We start from the raw sequence: 21006 nt of genomic DNA, 5'->3' as shown, positions 1-21006 counted from the left end.
GGTGTGCCATAAGCGTTAGGAGCATCGTAAGTTATAAGAACCTCAAACATCAGAGGTTTTACACGGCCTTGGTCAAAATCCTTCATCCTGGCTCCCTGGATGAGTGGTCCATATTCGTCTCCCGCCAAATAGCGTTGGTAGTCGGCGCGGTTGAGAGGCTCGTTGGATTCTTTGATTTCGACCCGCTTGTATCCTGCCGGTGCTAAAAGTCTCAATTTCAAAACTTCTTCGCACACGGTCACCAATTTTGATTCAGAAGAGCTACAGCCGCCGATGGCTGGCAGCAAAAAAGCCACGCTCACCAATCCCCACAATCTAATCACGAAATCCCCCATTCAAAGCGCAGGGTTGTATTTCGCATGGTTTTGAAACGGATTCCAGTGGCAGATATTGCAACTCTGGGCATCAGTATCCTGGCCGGCGATATCAGAGCCCTAATGGATCGCTTCAAGGCCTACCGGAAATGACCGGTCCGGCGCAGTCTTGCATGTAAATGGCCGGCTTAGGTGAGATGAACGCGAGGTGCTGCGCGGCGAATACTGCCGTACGGGGATAAGGTGAACATAATTGGCCAGACTACTGTAGGCCTTCCGCCGCCTTTCGAAGGTTCTCTTCGGCGATACCCTTAAGCGATTTTGACGTTAATCGCGAAAATTCGGAAATATCCAAGGGTTTTAACCCTGTTACGAACGGAACAACGCTGGACTGTTTGCCGTCAAAAGAGAAATACTCACAGGCGAGCTTTGTGGTCACAGTTTCGGCGTTTTCGTTGTCAGCGGTAAATTGTAAATTTAGCATATAGCGCACCGGTCGCTCAGTTCCGTCGTCAAAACGCTCAAGAGCCTCTTTGCGCAATGTCTTTAATGGCGTGCCTTCAAAATAATTATCCAATTCGGATCGTGTGACTGGTATTGAAGTGATGTTGAAATCACCGCGCCGATAGCTTGAGGGTTTTACTAGCACGCCTTTTAGATTTTCTTCGCATGCGGTAACGAGTGGTGGATCAAAAAAGTTGCAGCCGCTCAAGGCCGACGTAGCAAGTAAAGCGCTCGCGATGATTGAAGCCCGCTTCAAATAGCTGAGGTGTGGGCACACAACAGCTGCGTCACCAGCCGTAGATAAAAGATACAGCACGAAATTTTCCCAATGAGACAACCTAGAAACGATACTCTGCTATTCAGGGGAGGGCAAGCGTATGTTAGACGTTGCAAGACTTGGTATTGTCATTGATGCATCCCAAGTACGCTCCGCAGCAAATGATCCTAGCGTATGGAATGCGGAGGCCACACGGGCGGAAAAGAAAACAAGCGCAGCAGCGCGAGCCATCGACGATATGAATGGCAAGGTTCGGGTCGCCGGCGGAGCGATCGGCAAAGCAAACACAGAAGTTATAAAACTTGCCACAGCGAACGGCAAAGTGGCAGCAAATGCCATGACTACTTTTGCAGTTGCGCAACTCATTAATAGCGCGCCGCCAACCACACAAGCAGCAGCCAGTGGTGCTAGTAGAAGCATGTTAGATTTTAATCATCCTACGGGATATTCTAACTTCGATTTTATTCGTGAACGCGCCTCGGGGGCAGGTGAACCCCTTCGCAAGAGCGAAATCCAGGAAGTTGGTGAAGCAATACATTGGTTTCTGCAGCTTGTTGGGCCGTTTGTTAGTGATGCGAAAGCAAAACTTGCTGCCACTCAAGGCGATAACATATTGACTCGGCTGTTGCGCGAGACCGATCTCAATAAACAAGCCATAGCATTTGAGGAAATAAAAAAAGACCGGGATGAAAAGAAAGATAGAAGCACGCTGAGCGGCGATTCTATGCCGCAATTTAAGAAAGACGCCGAAGACGCTGAGAAAATGCTTAGTGTGGCAAATACTATATATAAAAGTAGAATATCTATAAACGAAAAATACCAGGAATCTGAGAAAATTCTAGATAAATTTATGAAGGAAAACTATAATATTGTTGCTGATGCAAGAATTCAGCGAAATACTCCTGGTGCGAGTTATTATGAGTTTGCGGCGCCGTTGGAAAAGTTGATCAACGGATTGCAGCACATGGACGCCGTTCCGGAGGATGTGAAAAAAGTTATCGAGGGTATTGCAGCAGCCCGAGCGAAGCCAGAAAATCTGGACGTGGCGCCCGACTTGGAGGCGTTACAAAACTCCTGGGAAAATAATTACGCCACCTTGATTTCGCAGAGATTGGAAAAGATTCAAGAGACGAGTACGGAAGCTAAAGCTGCGGTTGCAGGCTATATGACTAACGGAGGAGCACCGGGAACTTCGGTTGGTGCGACAAACATTAACAACGTTGGGGCACCGAATGCTGCGACGCAAATAGTCGCTTCAAAGTTAGTTGAATGGGCAAATAGTTCCTCAGGATTTGTCAATGGAATGGCCGCCATCACGCGATTGCTTATTCCAGGGTTGGCAAGTTTGTCCAGTTCGGCTGCGACAACGAATTCTGTCGAAAAAAATGCCGATCAGTCTACCGTTAGCGTAGAGGCGAATCGAGTTGCAGGATGGACCGATAATGACGTTGCTATTGGGAGATCAGCAAAGGCCATTGATAACGCGACAAAATCTTCGGCAGCTTACGCTGGACAAACAAAGCTTACTACACAGACCTCCACCCAATCCGCTGCCGCAACGGAAAATGTGACGTCGAAGGTCGTCACGCTGAAGCAAAACCAGGACGACCTTCAGAAAAGCTGCGCAATTCAGTTGGGGCAGATGCCGCAATTGACCAAAGCGGCCAATGACCAGGCTGATGCCTATAGGCGCGTCGCCGAGGCGCAGTCGCTGCAGAAGCTCGCGGGCGATATCCAGTTCCAGCAGGAGCAGATGGGTCGCTCGACCATCGATCAAACTGTCGCTTCGACACAGAAGCAATATGGCCTGCCGGTCGATATGAATTCGGCCTCGGCCAATATCATTCGCTACAATGAACAGCTGAAATATGCCTGCGAGCTTGCCGGCGATTTTGCCTCGACGCTGGTCAGCGGCTTGCGCAATGGCGAGGGGCTTTGGAAATCCTTGGGGAAGGCGGCGATTTCCGTGCTCACCAAGATTTCCGACAGGTTGCTGAACGATGTGCTCAACAGCCTGTTCAAGGTCAACAGCGCCGCTGCAGGCGGTGGGCTGTTCGGTGGCGGCGGTATCGGCGGCATCTTCTCAAGCCTGCTCGGATTTGGCGGTGGCGGTGGCTTCGACATCGGCTCGAATGCAACCGTGCCCACCTCCGGCTTCAATCCCTTCAGCGCTCTGTCCGCCGGATGGGCCGATGGCGGCTATACCGGCCCTGGGGGCGTCTATGATCCGGCTGGTTTGGTACATGCCGGCGAGGTCGTCTGGAGTCAGAAGGATATTGCCCGGGCGGGCGGCGTCGGCGTTGTCGAGGCGATGCGGCTTGGCCGGCGCGGCTATGCCGATGGCGGCGTGGTCGGCGAGGGCGGGCCGCAACTGGTGCGGGCGCAGCCCGATGCTTCCGTTCCCGTCCGCCGCCTCAGGGCCGATAATCAGAACGATGCCTCCGGTTCCGCTTCCGGCGTGCATGTCACGGTCGGCGTTTCCGTCGATGAGGACGGCAATCTGAAGGCCTATGTGAAGAACGTCGCGCAATCGGAAGCGCAGAGTTCGACGCGGCAGGGGCTGAATGATTTCAATCAGCAGCTTCCCGATCGCGTCGCGCAGATCAACCGCAATCCCCGGAGGCGCTGATGGCCGTTTCCTATCCCTACAGCCTGCCGGCCTTTGCCGATCTTCTGAAGATCTCCAGCATCGTCTGGGACATTCAGCGCAATGACGAGCTTTCCGGCTCCGGCGATGGCCGGGTCTGGCAGGCGGAGCTGGCGCCGCCACTCTGGACCGGCACGGTGACGCTTTCCGATATGTACAATGCGGAGGCGAAACAGATCGCCGCCCGCATCCGCAAGCTACACGGCGCCCAGGAGGCGCTTTTTCTTTATGATCCGCTGTCGAAATATCCGCAGGCCGATCCCGACGGGACAAAGCTTGGGGCCGCGAGTGTCAGCGTCGCAGCATTCGGGGCCGACAATGCCTCGCTCAGCCTCAAGGGCCTGCCGGCGGGCTATCAGCTGACCGTCGGCGACAAGATGCAGGTCGGCTATGGCGGCCGCTACGCCTTTCTCGAAATCTCGGAAACGGTTGATGCCAGCGGGCAGGGGATCACGCCCGTCTTCGGCGTCTTCCCGCATCTGCCGGCGGGCTTTGCCGCCGGTCTCGGCGTGACCCTTCTGCTGCCGGCCTGCAAATACCTGGTCATGCCGGGCAGCCACAATCCCGGCACAGCGAGCGGCCCGATCACCTCGGGCGCCACCTTCAAGATCATCCAGAAGAAATAGACGATGAAAAACATCACCTCCGCCTTCTTCGCGGCGCTGACCGGCGCGCGCGACAAGGGGCTCGTGCCCCGTCGTTTCGTCTGGATCACCGGCAAGGATCTCGCCAGCGGCGCGCCGGCCTCGATCGGCCTCTGGACCGGCGATGACGACATCAACATCACCGTCACCTCCGGCGTCACCGGTTTGCCCGAGGCGCGCACCTATTATGGCGGCCTCAATCTGCAGGTGAGCCCGATCCCGCGCACGGCGGATCTGACGATCCAGACCGTGACCATCACCATCGGCCAGATCGCGCCCGCCGTGCAGCAGCTCGTGCGCGGCTACGATCTGCGGCTGGCGCCGATCGAAATCCACGACATGTCGTTCGATACCGGCACGCGCCTGCCGAGTGCGGCGCCGGAAATCGCCTTTCTCGGTATTGCCGATGGCGCTCCGATCAAGACGCCGGCCGTGGGGCAGGATGGCGACATCGAAATCTCAGCCATCTCCGCCGCCATCGCCATGCTGGAGCGCACCAATCCGGCCAAATCCTCCTACGAGGGCCAGAAGCGTCGTAGCGGCGATGAATTCGGCCTCTATTCCAGCACCGTCGCCAATTGGCAGATCCCCTGGGGGCAGAAATGAACAGCGATCTCGTCAGGGTCAAGAACTGGCGCGCCTGCTTCGTCGCCGAGATCGATCGGCTGAAGCGCACGCCCTTTGCCTGGGGCGGCCATGATTGCGGACCAGGCCTTGCCGGCAATCTGGTGCTGGCGATCACCGGCGTCGATTGCGCCGCCCAGTTTCGCGACGAATATTCGACTGCGGCCGGCGCGCTGAAGACGATGAAAGCGGCGGGCTTCGACAATCTTGCCGATCTCGTTGCCAGCATGTTGCCCGAGATCCACCCAAGCGAAGCCGGCATCGGCGGTATCGCGGCTATCCCGCACGAGGGGCCCTTCGGCTACGCGCTCGGCGTCGTCAATGGCGAGCGCATTTTCGTGCTGCGCGAGAGCGGGCTCGGCACGGTCGACCTGCTCGACGCCAAGCGGGCCTTCAAGGTCGGTTAATCCGGCCTCTCGATATCAATTTTATCCCTGACCGGTGATAAGTCGGCGCAGCGTTGGTTGCGACGGCCCTTTCCCACGCGCCAATCGAGGTCGTCCGATCCATGAAATATCTCATCCTGCTTCTGAACGTCCTAAGTTTCTGGCTGGTGGCGGATGCGGCGCATGCTGACCCGCTCAGCCTGGCGATCAGCTCGATTGCGAGTTTCTTCTCCTCGATCAGCATCGGCAAACTAATACTGACGGTTGCCATCAATATCGGCCTTTCGCTGGTCGAAAAGGCGCTGGCGAAGAAGGATAAGCCTCAGCCAGCCGGAACGAAGCTCGAGATCAGCATGGGGGACGATCATGCGATGTCCTTCATCATCGGCAGCTACGCGACCGCCGGCAAGCGCAAATATGCCGGCACCTGGGGAGACGACGGCAAGACGCCGAATGCCTATTTTACCGATGTCATCGAAATCGGCAGCCTTCCTAACCGCGCCGGCGAGCGCGGCCTGACCAGCGTCTGGATCGATGACCAGAAGGTCGGCGTTCTCTGGGACCAGCCGCATCCAGACGGGCGTGGCTTCCCGGTGCTGCAGTATCGCGTCAAGAACAAGGACTATCTTTGGATCAAGTTCCTAGACGGCACGCAGACAAGCCCCGATCCTTTTCTGACGGCCAAATTCGGCACCCATGCCGAGCGGCCGTGGAAGCCGACGATGATCGGCCGTGGCTGCCAGGTGGTCATTCTCACCTCGCGCTATAATACCGATCTTTTCAGGGGCGTTCCTGCCGGCCTTTTCGAGCCGCATCCGCTGCCGCTCTACGACGTCCGCAAGGATTCCTCGGTCGGCGGCAACGGTGCGCATCGCTGGGCCGATCCTTCGACGTGGGAGCCTAGCACCAACCCGGTTGTGATGACCTACAACCTTGCCCGTGGTGTCTACTACGGGTCGGAATGGGTCTACGGCGGCCAGAACATCGGCGCCTTCTGCCTGCCGGCGGCGAACTGGATGGCAGCGGCGAATGCCTGCGACGCGTCCGTCCAGCTCGACGGCGGTGGCAGCGAACCAGCTTTCCGTGCCGGCTACGATATCCAATGCGATCAGGAACCCCTCGATGCCATTTCCGAGCTGCTGAAGGGCTGCAACGGCCGCATCGCGGAAGTCGGCGGCATCTTCAAGATGCTTGTGGGAACGCCGGGTGCGGCGGTCTATTCTTTCACGGATGACGATATCGTCGTTACCGAGGAGCAGGATTTCCAGCCATTCCCGTCGCTTTCAGCAACTTATAACGCCATCGAGGCCACCTATCCGGAGCCCGCGGAAAAATGGGCGACGAAGGATGCTCCGGGCCGTTACAATGCCGATTTGGAAGTTCAGGACGGCAATCGCCGCCTACCGGCGCAGATCCAGCTGCTCACCGTTCCGTTCGCCAATCAGGTGCAGCGTGTCGGCCTGGCGATGATCCAGGATTATCGGCGTTTTCGTGTGCACCAGGTATCGCTGCCGCCGGATGCCTATCCGCTGGAGCCGAACGATGTCGTTTCCTGGTCTTCCGCGCGCAACGGCTATGACGAGAAGAAATTCCTGGTCGTCAAGGTCGAGCCGCAATCCAGTTTCCTGATCGTCGTTACCCTGAAGGAAGTCGATCCCGCCGACTATGATTGGCACCCAGGTCTGCAGCTGCCCAGCGCCATCGGCTGGCTCGGCCCTATCACGCCGCCATCGCAGCCGATGATCGGCTGGACCGTCGAGCCCGCAACGGTGAAGGATGCCAGTGGCATCGATCGCCGTCCGGCAATCAAGATCAGTTGTGCGCAGGACCTCGATGACGTTACGGGCGTGTGGGTGCAGGTTCGCCTCAAGGCGACCGGCGATGTCGTGTTCGACAGCGACAGCAATCCCTATGCCTCTCCCTATTCCTGGATCATTTCCGGACAATGGATGATCTCCAATACCGACTATGAGGCGCGGGGCCGGTACCTCCCAAGATCGAACCGCGCAACCGATTGGTCGGCATGGCTGACCGTCACGACGCCAAACGTCCTCATCCAGGCCAGCGACGTTCTGGATGGCGCTATCATCGCCTCGAAGATCGCCGACGCGGCTGTTACGGCCGCAAAGATCATGGACGAGGCCGTCACCAACCTGAAGCTCGCCGACCAGGCCGTTTCGACCGCAAAGCTTGAAGTGGCGGCGGTCACGGCCGACGTGCTGGCCAGCAGCGCCGTCATTTCCACCAAACTCGCCGATGGCGCGGTGACGGCCGCCAAGCTCGCTCAGGGTGCGGTGGAAGCGACCAGCCTTGCGAGCAGCATCAAGGCCGTCGAAGTCGTCTCTGATCTTCCCACCTCAGGCAATGTCGAAGGCCGGCAGGTTTTCCTGACGACGGATGGTAAGCTTTATCGTTATCACAACGGCGCATGGACGGCCGCCGTCGCCGCGATCGACGTCAATGGCCAGATGACGGATGCGCAGATCGCCGACAACGCCGTCACCATCGACAAGCTTGCCGCCAATGCCGTCGATGCGACGAAATTTGCTTCCGGCATTCGGCCGGTGGAGATTGTTGCGAGCCTGCCGACCACCGGTAATGTCGAGGGTCGCACGGTCTATCTCACCGCCGACGACAAGCTCTATCGCTACACCGGCAGCGCCTGGACGGCGGCGACGGCTGCTGGCGATATCGCCGGGCAGATTGTCGGAACGCAGATCTCCGATGGCGCGATTTCAACGCCGAAGCTTGCGGCCGGAATGGTCACGGCCGACAAGATCGCCGCCAACAGCATCACAGCCGGTCAGATCGCTGCCGGCGCGATCGGTGCGCAACAGATCGCCGCTAAAGCCATCACCGTCGATAAGCTCCTTGTCGGCAGCTTCGACAATATGATCGATCTCGGTTTCTCCACCGGCAATCTCTCCGCCTGGATCACGCCCGGTGCAACCGCCTACTACTACCTCGAAACCGCAGTGAGCCCGGTTCAGAATACGTGGCTGCTGGCGGCCGATGGGCGCGAGCACGCGCTTATTGCAAGCCCTCTGATCAAGGTTTCACCGGGGGAGAGCTATAATTTTTCGGTCTGGTTCAACAACCAAGATCCGAACGCAAATGCTTTCATCGGCTTCTATCAGAAAGATCAGTCCGGCAACAATGTTGCGCCGAACTTCATCTCGGTCGCGTCTAGTGCGAGCAAGGTCTGGACGCAAATGCAGGGTAACTTCACCATCCCTGCCGGCGTCTACTATATCCAGCCGGTGCTTGGCGTGGACAAGGCGGCGGCCAACGGCAAGATTTGCTACTGGGCGAAGCCGAACATGCGCCGAGCGGCTGGTGCAGAGCTGATCGTTGATGGCGCGATCACGGCTAACAAGATCGCGGCCGGTACGATTTCGACCGACAAGCTTGCGGTCGGCTCAGGCAAGAACCTTTTGCAGAACGCCAGCTTCACGATGGGGCGGGACTGTTGGGTGATTGGCTATACCAGCGGGACGATACCGGGCTTGTCGCTGGCTATTCGACCAAGGGGTCAGCCTTGGTCTGGCGCGAACAATCCGACGCTCATGCTCTATCAGGGCAGCGGTCCCACAGGCTTTTATACTGACGTTCGCTGGATGCGCCCTGATGGCGATGGCCTGCCATGGTCCTTGCCGTTTGCAGTGCCCTGCGCGGCCGGAGAATGGCTTGAGGCGACCGCCTATATTTCTGCCCATCGCTGCAAGGTGGAACTGCGGATCGAATGGGTGCGTGCTGACGGCACTGTCTCGGCTTATACGGCCGCTGCGGCAAATGACAGCATCGCCGGAAGCAGCACCAATCCAGACCTCTGGCTGCGCTTGCGAACGGCCAGCGCGGCTCCCGCAGACGCCGTTGCGGCTTGCTTCCATCTACGCAAACTCGACACCAACAGCGGTCAGACGGACAGCTACATGTTCGTCAACAAACCGATGCTTTGCCGCATCCCGGCCGGAGCGACGGAAGCGACGCCCTGGAGCGACGGCGGCATCGTCCTGGTCACGGGGGGCGCTATTATCGCGAACGCCGTCACGGCGGACACGATTGCCGCCAACGCTGTGACGACCGGCAAGATCGCCGCCAATGCGGTGACGGCAGGCACCATCGCCGCCAATGCCGTGACTGCGGGCACGATTGCGGCTGGCGCGGTCTCCGCAGCACAGATCGCGGCCGGTGCCATCACTGCCGACAAGCTCGCGGCCGGTTCGGTCTCTACCCAGGCGCTCGCAGTCGGCACGGGCGGCAACTACCTCACGAACTCGGATCTGTCGGCCGGCCTCACCGGATGGGGGCCTGAGTGGTCGAATTCTGCCTCCAAGTTCACGCTTTCACTGCGCACGGACACCTACGCGCCCGTTCCCGGCGCTATCGAAATTCGGCAGATCAACGGTGATCAGGGCTTCGAATATGGCGTGACACCTTACAAAGCCGATGGGAGTGGTCAGCAGTTCGCTGTCAAGCCAAACGGCTGGTACGAGCTGTCAGTTTACTATCTCGGCCATCGCTGCAACGGCGTGCAACCCTACCTCGGGGTGTTCGACGCCAACGGCACTCTTCTCGCCTATCCCAGTTGGGGAGTTTTCCCTGCGGCTCAGAACATTGATCCGCAGAAAAACCTCGCAAATTACCAGCGCTTCTGGGGCAAGGCCCAGATGCCAGCGAACGCGGCCAGGGCCATTGTCTTCTTCCGAATGAAGGGGACGGTTGCCGGTCAGAACGACAGTTTTCTGTGGCTGACGCGCATGTACTTTGGCGAGGCAAATTCCAATCAAACCGAGCCTAGCCCATGGAGCGACGGCAGCATAACACTGATCGCTGGTGGCAATATCGTCGCTAACGCCATCACTGCCGACAAGATCGCCGCCAACGCAGTGACTGCCGATGATATTGCAGCCAATGCCGTGACGGCTGGCAAGATCGCAGCCGGTGCGGTCACCGCTACGACGATTGCGGCCGGGACGATCACCGGTGACAAGCTGGCGGCAAACACGATCGGTGCCAACCAGATCGCGGCGAACGCGATTACCGCAAAGCAGCTTGTACTGACCGACTACTCCAATATGGCCGACAATGGCTGGCAGACCGGCACGCTAGACGGTTGGGTAACGCAGAACGTTCAGAACTTCTATCTCGATACCGGGTCGGCAGGAGATGCGGCAGGCTATGTCCTGCAATCGCTTGGTCGAGACATCGCGCGATCGAACTTTGTCGCTGTCACGGCCGGCGAGACTTACGCCTTTGACGTTTGGGTCTATAACGCGGACCCAAACCGGGCGAGCATCCTTGTAGCCGCAATGACCCCCTCGGGGTCGGTGAGCTACCCCGCTGTGGTCGGCACGGACGTAAAGAACGGTTGGATGCGGCTTCAGGGACGATACGCCGTCCCGAGTGGTGTCACCAAACTGGCCATGCTCCTGCAGGTGAACAAGACGGCCGGCACCGGCAGTTCCTGCTACTGGTCGAAGCCGGTCATGCGTCGCGCCGTCTCGGCCGAGCTGATCGTTGACGGTGCCGTGACCGCTAACAAGATCTCGGTCAACAGCCTCGACGCTATCACCGCCAATCTCGGCGCGGTCAATATCAGCTCGGCCGTCATCGGCTCGCTGCAGGTCGGCACGTCCAATATTCAGGGTGGCGCTGTTACGGGAGTGGGCGCTGGGCGTGTCGCCGGCACGCAGACCATCGGCGCAAACGGCACGGTCAATCTCGTAAGCTGTGTCGTCAATGTTGCCGGCGATGGCCGCGTGGTGATCGATGCCATGACGCTCGGTCAGTTCAACCAGAACGGCGGCAGTCAGAACTCACAGCCGATCGGCTGCAACATCTTCCGCGACGGAACGGCGATCTTCAGCCAGACCTATTATCTTGGCGTGGTCCAAACCGTTGTCTCTGGAACAGGAGGCAGCAACGGCACGACGACACAAACCACCTATACGGCGGGCCTCGTCGCCGTCTCTGGCCTCTACGACGCCCCCGGTGCCGGCAATCACACCTACATCCTGCAGCTCTATTGCCCCAGCAACACCATCGGCTGGAACGAAAGCAACATCACCGCCACAGCTTTCAAGAGGTAACTCCATGACAGCGTTAGAAGACAGAACAATCCACTACATCGTCCATGGCCCAGACGGCGCAATCCGCCAGAGCGGCGATTGCGCTTTGAGCCTGTTGCCGCATTATGCCGGCATCTACGGCGAGGGCTTCAAGGCAATTGAAGTACCGGCCGACCAATATCGCCGAGACATCGACGCGCACTGCTATGTGCTGGACGGCGTCATCACCTCCAAAAGCGCTGCGCTCGATGTCACCGAATACACCGTCCGGGCAGATGGCTTTGACACGGTGCGCCTCGCCTTGCCGGCCGGCACCTCGGTCCTTCATGCCGGCGAGATCGTCGCCATCGAGGACAACGTCTTCGAGTTTACGACCGACGTTCTTGGCGAGCACCGTTTTTCCTTCATCGCCCCAGCGGGTTTCCATCATTTCGAGGTGACCATCCATGCTGTTTAACATTTCGGCTGATCTTGCTCTGGAACGTCTCCAAGCGCAGACCGACATCGATCGTCAGGTCAGGATGGCGCGCATGATGTTCATCACCGTCATTCCCGGCCAGGAGGCCGTCTATGCGCTGAAGCGCCGCGAGGCGCTGTTGATTGCCGCCGATCGGCAACAGGGTGCAAATGTGCCCGGGAGCGAGACGCCGCATATCACGGCCGAGGCGGCAGAGCATGGCGTTAGCCGCTTCGAGAAGGCTTTCGAGATCCTGACGCGAGATCAGCATTGGGCAGTCGGATCGCAGATGATCGAAGCCGTCCGCCGATCGGCAAACGCCGTTCTTGCCGCTGCCAAATCCGCTCCCGAAATCCGCGCCGCCGCCGACATCGATTGGCAGGACGTCCGCGCTTATGCCCAAGCTTAAACACAGGAAAGGACTGCCATGTACCGCATTGACAGCATGTATGAACCGATGGTCGAGGCGCTGCTTTCGGCTCGCTCGGAAAGTCGGGCCGATCGCTGGATGGCGTGCGCCGCCTTCTGGCTCGGCCGACAGCAGATTTATAACGTGCCGGATTACTGGCTCGCACTTGCCGCCAAGATCACCTCCGGACTGGATGCCGCCGATAAGGACGCCATCCTCGATCAACTGAGCAACAAGGAAGCCGCCCTGGTCAGCGCGACCGGCGATTGGCCGGAAATGCCGTCGAGCCTTCAAGCCGTTGTTGTCGGCTGGTCTCCGGAACCGATCCCTGTCGATCTCTACGCCTATGCCGCGATCAAGCGCTATGCCGTCGAAACGGGCGGCGTCGTCATCGACGGCATGCGCGTCATGACCGATCGGCAGAGCCAATCGCTGATCACTGGAGCCTACAACTATGTGCAGGCGAACCCGGAGGTGACGGTGAAGTTCAAGACGGCGGCCGGCTTTGTCGAGCTGACGGCGGCACAGATGACGGCTATCGCCAATGCGGTCGGCGCTCACGTCCAGGCGAGCTTTGCCGCCGAAGGCGAAGTCGACAAGCAGATCATCGCCGGCACCATCACTACGACGACCGAAATCGACGCCTTCGCGTGGCCGGCAAACACTGCAGCCTAAGTGTATTTTCAAAAGAACGCTTAAGCAACGATCTGAGCTTACGGGTTATCCAAGACTCTTCACGGCATGTGGCTCAGCACGGCTGCTCTGCAAGAGATGCGGCTCCGCCGCGCTGGGGGAGGCAGAACCTGGTGACCGGGAAACGGCTCACGTGATGCGAACAATACACTGGGGGCGAGCTTGTTCGCATCGATGGCGTTTACCGCCGCCGGCTGAAGCCTAGCTTGAAAAAATCCGGTCGTAATCAAAGGCGCCGCGAATGCGGGCCGGACTTTTGACAATAAAGGAAAATGACATGGAGCACGCAAAGTTTTTTGCGGGGTTGCGCTTGTCGCTGTTTGGCGGGCGACTGTCGACAAATCAGGTCAATGGTATCGAGGCAATCGTGTCTGAGTTGGAGGCCAGACCGTTGGATAGCCGATGGTTGGCTTACATACTCGCGACGACGTATCATGAGACGGACAAGACTATGTGTGCCATCTCGGAGAATCTAAACTACTCGGCCGCCGGTCTGCTTGCGACCTTCCCGAAATATTTCACGGTGGGGGAGGCCGGCGCCTATGCCCGGCAGCCACAGCGGATAGCGAACCGCGCCTATGCAAACCGGATGGGCAACCGGGACGAAGCCAGTGGCGATGGCTGGCGCTACCGTGGTCGTGGTCTGGTACAGATAACCGGGCGTGACAATTATACAAAATACGGGATTGCCGATGATCCGGATAAGGCGCTTGATCCCATCAAGGCCATTGAAATCCTATTTGACGGGATGACCAACGGCCGGTTCACCGGTAAGAAATTGTCGGACTTCTTCACTGCCACTGCGACCGATTGGATTGGTGCGCGAAGAATCATCAATTGTTCGGATCGCGCGGTCGATATCGCCGGTCACGCCAAGAAATTTGCCGCGGCACTCGAGGCCGCGCGATAGTCTTGCCCCAGGTTGGATCCCAGATGGCGCTGCCATCCGCCAGGGGATCGCGACCAATATGAGCCGAAATTTGCTGACGAGTTCATAGGGTACTCACGGATCAAAGCGAAACGCCCGGCTTAAGCTCCGTTGCGACCAACCCAAAGGATGGCCAATCACCTTCGGCAAGGTTCAATTGCCCCTTCAATCAAAAAACTCTCATCGGCAGACCAATCGGCCAATGAAGCCAGGCGATATCATATGAACGACCCTAGTGAACGTTGTCCGCGGATCGCGCCCATCCCTCCCATCCCTCCATGTGAAAAAAGGAAAAAGATGTTCAACACCAATGCTTTGCATAATCTTCTCAATGTATCCATCACTCTGTCGGCACTGATCGTTGCCATTCTGTTGGCAACAGGTTGCGCTCAGCTTGCTGATGGCACGTTGGAGTGTTCACAGTCCTTTGTCGGCCCCAGCTACACCGCTGCTGCAGTTGCCGCTCTGAGCGCTCTCAAGATCGCGGTCAATATCATGCGTGATGGGATCTCGGGGTTGATAAAACCTCAGCCGCCTGTCGACAAATAAGGCTTTTCCCGCAGCACGCCTCGACGAACGAGAGCGTCAGATTTCCAGTAGAGAAAACAATGACGATGCACGAATTTCTGGATGCGTTGGGCATCAAAGCCGGGGTCGTCATTGCTGGCCTTTCCGGCGGCATCTTGCGTGGTCTTTCCAGGCGTCGATACACAATGCGGGAGATTGTTGCATCGCCGATCTGCGGAGCGCTGGCGGCAGCATATCTAACGGAGCCGGTGCTCTTTTACCTGCGTGCCATCAATTGGCCTCTGCCGCAAAAGGATGTCGCAGCCATGAATGCGACGGCTTTTGTCGTCGGCGTATGCGCCATGTGGATTGCCGACTTGATCTTCGACGCCATTTCCCGATGGGTGAACGGCGGCCGTGGGGTACCGTGACCGTGCCTGATATTTCGAATGTTCCTTCTGCGTGGGATCGGGTTGTCCGCGAAGGCAATGTGATCGATCTCCGGATTTCGATTGATATCCGGTCTGTTCAATCTACTTCTTACCTGCTCTCACGAGAGTTTGAGGAATCAAGGAGGGGAATGAAATGAGCTTCGCGATCGACCTTGCAGATCGTTTTGCCGTATCCACGTGGTCCCTGCACCGTGCGCTCGGCGGCATTTATCCATATAGGCCCGATGGTGTCGAAACACCGACCCGCCAGCCTGCTTATGGGGAGGGGGTCGTCGAATTGATTGATTTGCCGCGCCAATGTGCTGAGCACGATATCTTTCGGCTCGAGATTTGCTCTTTCCATTTGCCAAGCCGTGTGTCGAGCTACGTTGCCGACTTGCGGAGCGCCGCCGAAGAAGTGGATGTTAAGGTGCAAACACTGTTGATCGAGGATGGTGATCTCAGTGATCCCGAGACGGCTCGACGTGACGCCAAATGGATGGCCGGTTGGATCGATACCGCAGCGGCTCTCGGGGCCGAGAATATGCGCGTGATTGCCGGCAAGGCTCAGCCAAGCGATGCAGCTTTACATCGGGCAGAAATACATCTTCGCCAACTGGCTGAGGAGGCTGCCGACGCGGGTGTACGTCTCGTTATAGAAAACTGGTTTGATCTGCTGCCCGGCCCGGCGGAACTCAATCGCGTTCTTGATGCCTTGAATGGCAAAGTCGGTCTCAACGGGGATTTCGGCAATTGGGAGCGCGCTGGCAAATATGAAGATCTAGCGAAGATCATGGGGCGTGCCGAATTGTGCCATGCCAAGGGTCGTTATTCAGCGGCAGGTCTTGACGCGGAGGACTACGCACGTTGCGTCGAACTTTCCGACGCTGCCGGTTACCGAGGCCCTTTCACGCTGATCTATGATTCGCAATACCATGAAGATGAATGGACTGGGATTCTCGAAGAACGCGATTGCATTGCAGGTGTCCTGCAAAAGGTCACAGCAGCATAAAGACGTGTTTATCGGAACTAAAATCCAGTCGTTTTGGGAGCGGTCTGACGCGCCTGTTTTTGCGAACTATGTCGACCGTTTCCAATGCGGCCCACATTGCATGACGTCGGTCTCAATGAAACTCATGGTCATGCAGCGCGCCAAGAAGCCGGTCCTGCGTTTGATAGCCGGCGTCGTAAAGATTTATAGCCACGTTGGCCGCGGACAGGCCCTCTTGGCTTTGTAACTTGATGCTGCGTTCGGCGCACCAAGCAAAAAGCGCGTTTGCAAGGACATCGATGTCGTCGGCATAAAGTGGCGCACTGACCATCATAGACATTCGCTACACCATTGTTGAAAGCTTTAACCGGATGGATGTAGCGCACACTGCTTTGATTTCTGAGATTTGCAATCGCCTTCGTCGGTCGACGTTAACGTCAGCCTGATAGGATACACGTGCCCTGTCTCTTAACGCGACATAGCGTCCTTGCGGCACATTATTGCGGGGTTTGATGCGATCCAGACTGAGCCGGGTCCGGGTGCACGGCAAGTTTGCTTCTTGAATCATGGCGCGCGACAAGAAGGAAGGCGCCAAGCGTAAGTGCTAGCGCCACCATGATGGACAAAACTAATCTCGGCCCTGAAGGCATCATTGATGGGTTGGATGCGACGCCCTGACCGCGGCCTCGATCAACTCCTCTGCGTAAGAAAGCGCAGATGCCACGTCTTCACCGTCCAACTTCAATTCCGTGCATTTGCGATGCATGGCTCTGCGAATTTGTGACAAAAGCACGGCGTCGATATCAACCTCGCCTTCATCGAAGACATGCGTCAGGGCGGATTGAGCAACGATTTCAAGAACGGCAACACGGCCCTCTATCTCACCTAGAGATGGAATTGCATTTCTCTTTACATGATGCTTGCAATCGCGATGGGTGGTAAGCATTTCGGTGGCCTCCTCTTTAAGAGGACATAACCAACAAGAAGCAAAAAGGTTCAGGCGAGTTCATTAAAAAACTCGCAAGATCCTCGTAGCATTCCCCTTGCAATGTTTGTCGACATCGAAACGCATCCGCCTGCCTGTCATTTCATCGGGCAAAGCTTGGGATCCGACAATACATCGGCACAGCGAGGCGACCGACGAAAATCATCATAGTAGAGGGTCCATACCGTTGTATCTGCGGCGCGATAGGGGCCAAATTTGAAATATTGGTTCTTTCCAAGCCCTTGGTCTGCATGTCCAATGTGTCCCGTGACCGTGACAATCCATTTATCATTGGCGAATATTTCGATGTGCCCTGAGCCATCTGGGCCGGGCTTACTGTAAATGGCGAAGTCTATCCAGCCGGAATCTGGTGTCGGTAGTTTGTTACCACGATCGATTACTTTAATAGCGTTGGTGCAACCGGTAAACTCAGTGCCGTCTTCATTGCTCCAGTTGCCATCTGTGGCGACCAGCGCACGCATTTGATTGGTGTTCGGACGAAACCAGACCGGTGTCTCGTTATCGCTGCAAGCTTTGCCGGTGCTCTCGAGCTCGTCCTTCTTGGCAGTTGGGGCGACATAGTTCGTTTCGACAGTCGCGAAGAGCTTGCCGTTGTTGAGCCGGAACGCCAGGAAGGGACTGAAATCACCTTGTGCTTTTGGGCCGATCTCTCGCTTCCACTGCGCTATGAGATAGCGATGATCGCCTGAGGGAATGGGATCGGCGAACTTGACGGCAAAGCCGTACCAGACGCCCTTATTGTATGGAACGCGATATTTGGTACGCTCCCAGATTTCCGCTCTCTCGCTGCAGTTCGCCTTGCCCGGCGGGCACAATGGTTTGACGCTGAGCTTCAACGCTCCGGTGCCCGAGCGTTTGACTTCCGATTGAAACTCGACTGAGCCTGCTTTCTGCTCGGAGTTGTCGCGATAATAAAGATGACCGGATGGTGCGAACTCGCTGCCGTCGAAGCCATCGCGTAGCACCAATTGAGCCGGGTCGTCGGCCAAGGCCGGTGTCACGGCGCATGTGCAAGTGCATGCCAGGATAGCGGGCAGCGCGTATTTTGCATTCATGCTGGGATATTCCTCTGGCGAGATATTCATGGAGCGTTATCAATGACCTGTTCGCTTCGTGCGGGCAAGCGAGCGCAATGCGGTTTCACGATGCGTTGATAGCGACCACGGCAGATCCAGAGGCGTTCTCTGCATTTATTATTTGCAATGTATAGGCCGATTGTCCAACTTTAACTGCCTGTTAGACGCTTTGCGGTTCATATCGCCGCAAACTGGGCTTTGGTTGCGGTTATCAGCGCCCCGGACATGACGGTTCGTCGCCGCAACCTAATCGACGTTTTGATGTCGGGCATGAGAGAAACCGACTGAAGATCGCTGTTGGGGATCGCCCGTGGCAAACGGAGAAGCAGGGGTGGCCGGGGACGCGACCGAGCCACGACGAAAAATCGTCATTCTGACGTCGCATGCGTTTTTACGCGGCTATCGCAAGGCGTCGATCCACTTCGTTGCATCCCGCTGGGCCGAGCAGGGACACGACGTCCATTTTCTCACCATTGGCCATAGTTGGCTGACTCTGCTCAAGGATCGCCCGCGCTTCCGAGCCTTGTCGGGAAGCCAAGCGAATCGATTTCAGACTATCGGCGTCAATCTGAGGGCGGGCGCGTATCTCCCGCCACTCCATGCATTCAGTTCGAACAACCGCTTTCTGAATGCGGCAAATGCGATGCTCTTTCGGCTTTATGGCAGCTACCTGCCGCGCTTTGCCCGTCATGTCATAGCCGCTGCCGATCTGGTGCTGATCGAAAGCGGCTCAGCACTTGCTTTCTTTGACCGGATCAAGCGGCTCAATCCGAAGGCGCGAACTCTGTATTTTTGTCGCGACCTGCTGAGAAGCATACGCGCAGCACCTGTGCTGCAAGATATTCAAGCTGCCGCGGTTAGTCGCTTCGACGCAATTTGCGTTCCTTCGGAAAGGCTCGGGGCGCTGCTTCCCCAGGGTGGGCGTGTACGGGTCATTCCTCAGGGTGTCGATGCCGCCGTGTTCGATCGCGACCAGCCGTCGCCGTATCAAGCTGGTAGCCGCAATGCTGTTTCGATCGGTAACATGCTCTTTGACCAGCCATCTGTCGCCGCCATGGCTGCGGCCGCTCCGGATGTGAATTTCCATGTCTTTGGTGCGCAATGGAGTGGTTGGGCGCTGCCGAACATCGCCATCTACGGTGAGAGGGATTTCGAGAGCATCGTACCATACTTGCAGCACGCCGATTTTGGCATCGCTCCCTATCGCCTGACGGCAGATGAGATTTACCTGGCGGAATCGAGCTTGAAACTCGCGCAGTACAGCTACTGCGGTCTACCGATCCTGCTGCCTGATCTCGTTCCCTTTACCCGTGCGAACGGTATTGCCTATCGCCTTGACGGCGAAACCGCTTGGCGAAAGAAGGTCGACGCGGCGCTGGCGATGCGGCGTTCGCCGACTTTTCGCGATGGGATAATGACCTGGGACGAGGTTGCCCGGCAGACATTGGCTGCCGCTTTTGAAACGCCATGATCGGGCTTAGCCCGGTGCGACGAGGTTCAACAGACTGTTGACGAGCGGGCGTGATGCTCGGGGCAATTTTCCGCCGGCAGTATCCATCAGGATTCGTACGTCTTCGGGCGTAATCAAGCGCAGAAATCGGATTGCCAGCACGTAGGCGACGGCCCCTGCGGGAATAGCCGTCGCAACGGCCGCTGCTCCGTCGAAATTGTAAATGCCGAGCCCTGCGGCGGCCGCGCAAAGAAGGGCAGCCAGTATCGTTTTTGTCAACGCAGCAATGGGTACGGCAACTCGGACATATTTCCAAGCAGTCCGGCCGAGTAGTGCAAAAGTCAATGTCACGATCGTCGCGCGAGCAAGCGCGGCTCCCTCGAGCCCCATCAGTGGTACGAGAACGGTCAAGAGCATTATCGTCAATATGCCGCTTACGATCTGCACGCGCAGCAAAAGAGCGCTGCGCCCGGACGCGCCGATCATACCCCAGGGGATGACAGACAGGCCGGCAGGCCAAACAAAAGCGAGCAGTGTTGCCGCTGCTGGAATCGCGGGCTTGAAGGCATCGCCAAAGATCAGCGGCAAAAGATCGGGCATGATGGTTGCGCCGCCAAAGCTGATCGGCAGCATGATCAGAGCGACTATGCGAATGACGCGACTATATGCGGCTTGAAGCATCTGGCGATCATCTTTGGCCTGGGCATCGGTAAAGCTGACGATCAAGGCAGGCGATATCTGGAGCATGACCTGTTCGATGAGACCGGCCAGACCGAGGCCTGCCGCAAAATAGCCAATGCTGGTGGGAGAGAGGACGAGGCCGAGAAACAGGAACTCAATGCGCGATAGGACTAGAATTTCGATAAGGTCGCTCAACCATATATAGCGACCATAGCGATGCATTTCCGGCGTCAGTGCTTCACGAGAAGGCCTGATATCGCGATCGATGTAGCCGCGCAATTTCAGCGCCTGCGGCAGGTAGCGCGCGATGTATCCGATCAGGACGCCGGTTGGACCAAGCAGCCAGGCTCCGATAAAAACGAGTGGGACCTGCAGTATTCCGCCAAGAACGGTGCTACGCGCGGTTTGGCCGAAACGATTTCTTCCGCGAGCGATTGCTGTGGAGAAGACGTGAAATGTGTAGCTCAAGAACAACAGCCCGGTGACGATCCAGAACCAGGCGTGTCGCGCGTCGCGCTGAACGTAAGTGATTGCGGCAAACACCAGTATGGCCGCACTTACCATGCTGACTGAAATCATGAAGCTGCGTAGCGCCGTGCGCACCAGCGCTTTCCAGGTTTCCCCATCGCCAGAGAGGCTGCCGGCATTGCGCAGCAACGTCTGCGGCAGGCCCATATCCGCCAATGCTGCTGCGGAGGTCGCAACCCATAACGCGTAAGCGACTTTGCCGGACCCTGCCGGGCCGAGCAGGCGCGCAGCTATGATGCTGCTCGCAAAGCCAGCAGCCAGCGAAATCGACGTCGCGGCCAGACTGATCAGCGAGCTTCTAAGAAGATTGGACGTAGTCGCACTCATGGCAATCCTCCTAGAAGGTTGTCGCATAACCTTGTGTTAAAGGCAGGCTGATAAT

Annotated in this window: 19 protein-coding genes; 13 read left to right on the top strand and 6 right to left on the bottom strand. The window is 57.5% G+C overall.

Going from position 1 to position 21006, the window contains the following annotated elements:
* Together GA0061101_RS39135 and GA0061101_RS39130 are read right to left on the bottom strand one after the other, a co-directional pair.
* Positions 1–296 (bottom strand): hypothetical protein (locus GA0061101_RS39135; protein WP_141694162.1); only part of this gene is annotated, 296 nt, incomplete at its 3' end.
* 280 nt (positions 297–576) lie between these two features.
* On the bottom strand, positions 577–1134 hold the full coding sequence (locus GA0061101_RS39130; protein WP_141694161.1) for a hypothetical protein: 558 nt from the start codon (positions 1132–1134) through the stop codon (positions 577–579).
* Positions 1135–1195: 61 nt separating this feature from the next.
* Here GA0061101_RS39130 and GA0061101_RS39975 point away from each other — a divergent pair, with 61 nt between their 5' ends.
* From GA0061101_RS39975 to GA0061101_RS35735, 12 genes are all read left to right on the top strand, one after another.
* On the top strand, positions 1196–3724 hold the full coding sequence (locus GA0061101_RS39975; RefSeq protein WP_208865054.1) for a hypothetical protein: 2529 nt from the start codon (positions 1196–1198) through the stop codon (positions 3722–3724).
* Positions 3724–4368 (top strand): hypothetical protein, encoded by a 645-nt coding sequence (locus tag GA0061101_RS35785; protein WP_092577162.1) that lies wholly within the window; start codon positions 3724–3726, stop codon positions 4366–4368. The genes GA0061101_RS39975 and GA0061101_RS35785 overlap by 1 nt, the downstream gene beginning before the upstream one ends.
* Before the next feature lie 3 nt (positions 4369–4371).
* On the top strand, positions 4372–4992 hold the full coding sequence (locus GA0061101_RS35780) for a hypothetical protein (protein ID WP_092577159.1): 621 nt from the start codon (positions 4372–4374) through the stop codon (positions 4990–4992).
* Positions 4989–5417 (top strand): DUF6950 family protein, encoded by a 429-nt coding sequence (locus GA0061101_RS35775; RefSeq protein WP_092577155.1) that lies wholly within the window; start codon positions 4989–4991, stop codon positions 5415–5417. Before GA0061101_RS35780 ends, GA0061101_RS35775 begins: the two co-directional genes overlap by 4 nt.
* 101 nt (positions 5418–5518) lie before the next feature.
* A complete protein-coding gene (locus GA0061101_RS35770) occupies positions 5519–11488 on the top strand; it encodes a phage tail protein (RefSeq protein WP_092577219.1) in 5970 nt (1989 codons plus the stop codon).
* A 4-nt stretch (positions 11489–11492) separates the two neighbouring features.
* On the top strand, positions 11493–11924 hold the full coding sequence (locus tag GA0061101_RS35765) for a hypothetical protein (RefSeq protein ID WP_141694160.1): 432 nt from the start codon (positions 11493–11495) through the stop codon (positions 11922–11924).
* Positions 11914–12333 (top strand): hypothetical protein, encoded by a 420-nt coding sequence (locus tag GA0061101_RS35760; protein ID WP_092577149.1) that lies wholly within the window; start codon positions 11914–11916, stop codon positions 12331–12333. The genes GA0061101_RS35765 and GA0061101_RS35760 overlap by 11 nt, the downstream gene beginning before the upstream one ends.
* 18 nt (positions 12334–12351) lie before the next feature.
* The gene (locus GA0061101_RS35755) at positions 12352–13008 is read left to right on the top strand and encodes a DUF4376 domain-containing protein (protein WP_092577146.1); all 657 of its coding nucleotides are present in this window, start codon (positions 12352–12354) and stop codon (positions 13006–13008) included.
* A gap of 295 nt (positions 13009–13303) precedes the next feature.
* Positions 13304–13936 carry a hypothetical protein gene (locus GA0061101_RS35750; RefSeq protein ID WP_092577144.1) on the top strand — a complete coding sequence of 211 codons (633 nt, stop codon included), beginning with the start codon at positions 13304–13306 and terminating at the stop codon, positions 13934–13936.
* 315 nt (positions 13937–14251) lie between these two features.
* Entirely contained in the window at positions 14252–14503 is a 252-nt protein-coding gene (locus tag GA0061101_RS35745; protein ID WP_092577141.1) for a hypothetical protein, read from the top strand.
* Between the two features lie 59 nt (positions 14504–14562).
* Positions 14563–14892 (top strand): hypothetical protein, encoded by a 330-nt coding sequence (locus GA0061101_RS35740; protein ID WP_037200675.1) that lies wholly within the window; start codon positions 14563–14565, stop codon positions 14890–14892.
* A gap of 154 nt (positions 14893–15046) precedes the next feature.
* Entirely contained in the window at positions 15047–15904 is an 858-nt protein-coding gene (locus GA0061101_RS35735; protein ID WP_092577139.1) for a sugar phosphate isomerase/epimerase family protein, read from the top strand.
* Between the two features lie 112 nt (positions 15905–16016).
* Here GA0061101_RS35735 and GA0061101_RS35730 read toward each other — a convergent pair whose 3' ends face one another.
* From GA0061101_RS35730 to GA0061101_RS35720, 3 genes are all read right to left on the bottom strand, one after another.
* On the bottom strand, positions 16017–16223 hold the full coding sequence (locus GA0061101_RS35730) for a hypothetical protein (RefSeq protein ID WP_037200678.1): 207 nt from the start codon (positions 16221–16223) through the stop codon (positions 16017–16019).
* A gap of 309 nt (positions 16224–16532) precedes the next feature.
* The gene (locus GA0061101_RS35725) at positions 16533–16829 is read right to left on the bottom strand and encodes a hypothetical protein (RefSeq protein WP_037200679.1); all 297 of its coding nucleotides are present in this window, start codon (positions 16827–16829) and stop codon (positions 16533–16535) included.
* 137 nt (positions 16830–16966) lie between these two features.
* Positions 16967–17944 carry a polysaccharide lyase family 20 protein gene (locus tag GA0061101_RS35720; RefSeq protein WP_037200716.1) on the bottom strand — a complete coding sequence of 326 codons (978 nt, stop codon included), beginning with the start codon at positions 17942–17944 and terminating at the stop codon, positions 16967–16969.
* 331 nt (positions 17945–18275) lie between these two features.
* Here GA0061101_RS35720 and GA0061101_RS35715 point away from each other — a divergent pair, with 331 nt between their 5' ends.
* Complete coding sequence (locus GA0061101_RS35715; RefSeq protein ID WP_113085037.1) at positions 18276–19436, top strand: GumK N-terminal domain-containing glycosyltransferase; 1161 nt, start codon at positions 18276–18278, stop codon at positions 19434–19436.
* 6 nt (positions 19437–19442) lie between these two features.
* Here the strand turns inward: GA0061101_RS35715 and GA0061101_RS35710 are convergent, their stop codons facing one another.
* Positions 19443–20951 (bottom strand): lipopolysaccharide biosynthesis protein, encoded by a 1509-nt coding sequence (locus tag GA0061101_RS35710; RefSeq protein WP_092577136.1) that lies wholly within the window; start codon positions 20949–20951, stop codon positions 19443–19445.
* Between the last annotated feature and the right edge of the window lie 55 nt (positions 20952–21006).

The sequence above is a fragment of the Martinezella lusitana genome, from assembly GCF_900094565.1.
Classification (GTDB): Bacteria; Pseudomonadota; Alphaproteobacteria; order Rhizobiales; family Rhizobiaceae; genus Rhizobium; species Rhizobium lusitanum.
This window is presented reverse-complemented; position numbering and strand designations above follow the sequence as displayed.

What these genes read in the sequence shown, in the direction of transcription:
- GA0061101_RS39975 (WP_208865054.1), top strand. Translation starts at nt 1,196, where the DNA reads ATGTTAGACGTTGCAAGACTTGGTATTGTCATTGATGCATCCCAAGTA.
- GA0061101_RS35785 (WP_092577162.1), top strand. Translation starts at nt 3,724, where the DNA reads ATGGCCGTTTCCTATCCCTACAGCCTGCCGGCCTTTGCCGATCTTCTG.
- GA0061101_RS35780 (WP_092577159.1), top strand. Translation starts at nt 4,372, where the DNA reads ATGAAAAACATCACCTCCGCCTTCTTCGCGGCGCTGACCGGCGCGCGC.
- GA0061101_RS35775 (WP_092577155.1), top strand. Translation starts at nt 4,989, where the DNA reads ATGAACAGCGATCTCGTCAGGGTCAAGAACTGGCGCGCCTGCTTCGTC.
- GA0061101_RS35770 (WP_092577219.1), top strand. Translation starts at nt 5,519, where the DNA reads ATGAAATATCTCATCCTGCTTCTGAACGTCCTAAGTTTCTGGCTGGTG.
- GA0061101_RS35765 (WP_141694160.1), top strand. Translation starts at nt 11,493, where the DNA reads ATGACAGCGTTAGAAGACAGAACAATCCACTACATCGTCCATGGCCCA.
- GA0061101_RS35760 (WP_092577149.1), top strand. Translation starts at nt 11,914, where the DNA reads ATGCTGTTTAACATTTCGGCTGATCTTGCTCTGGAACGTCTCCAAGCG.
- GA0061101_RS35755 (WP_092577146.1), top strand. Translation starts at nt 12,352, where the DNA reads ATGTACCGCATTGACAGCATGTATGAACCGATGGTCGAGGCGCTGCTT.
- GA0061101_RS35750 (WP_092577144.1), top strand. Translation starts at nt 13,304, where the DNA reads ATGGAGCACGCAAAGTTTTTTGCGGGGTTGCGCTTGTCGCTGTTTGGC.
- GA0061101_RS35745 (WP_092577141.1), top strand. Translation starts at nt 14,252, where the DNA reads ATGTTCAACACCAATGCTTTGCATAATCTTCTCAATGTATCCATCACT.
- GA0061101_RS35740 (WP_037200675.1), top strand. Translation starts at nt 14,563, where the DNA reads ATGACGATGCACGAATTTCTGGATGCGTTGGGCATCAAAGCCGGGGTC.
- GA0061101_RS35735 (WP_092577139.1), top strand. Translation starts at nt 15,047, where the DNA reads ATGAGCTTCGCGATCGACCTTGCAGATCGTTTTGCCGTATCCACGTGG.
- GA0061101_RS35730 (WP_037200678.1), bottom strand. Translation starts at nt 16,223, where the DNA reads ATGTCTATGATGGTCAGTGCGCCACTTTATGCCGACGACATCGATGTC.
- GA0061101_RS35725 (WP_037200679.1), bottom strand. Translation starts at nt 16,829, where the DNA reads ATGCTTACCACCCATCGCGATTGCAAGCATCATGTAAAGAGAAATGCA.
- GA0061101_RS35720 (WP_037200716.1), bottom strand. Translation starts at nt 17,944, where the DNA reads ATGAATGCAAAATACGCGCTGCCCGCTATCCTGGCATGCACTTGCACA.
- GA0061101_RS35710 (WP_092577136.1), bottom strand. Translation starts at nt 20,951, where the DNA reads ATGAGTGCGACTACGTCCAATCTTCTTAGAAGCTCGCTGATCAGTCTG.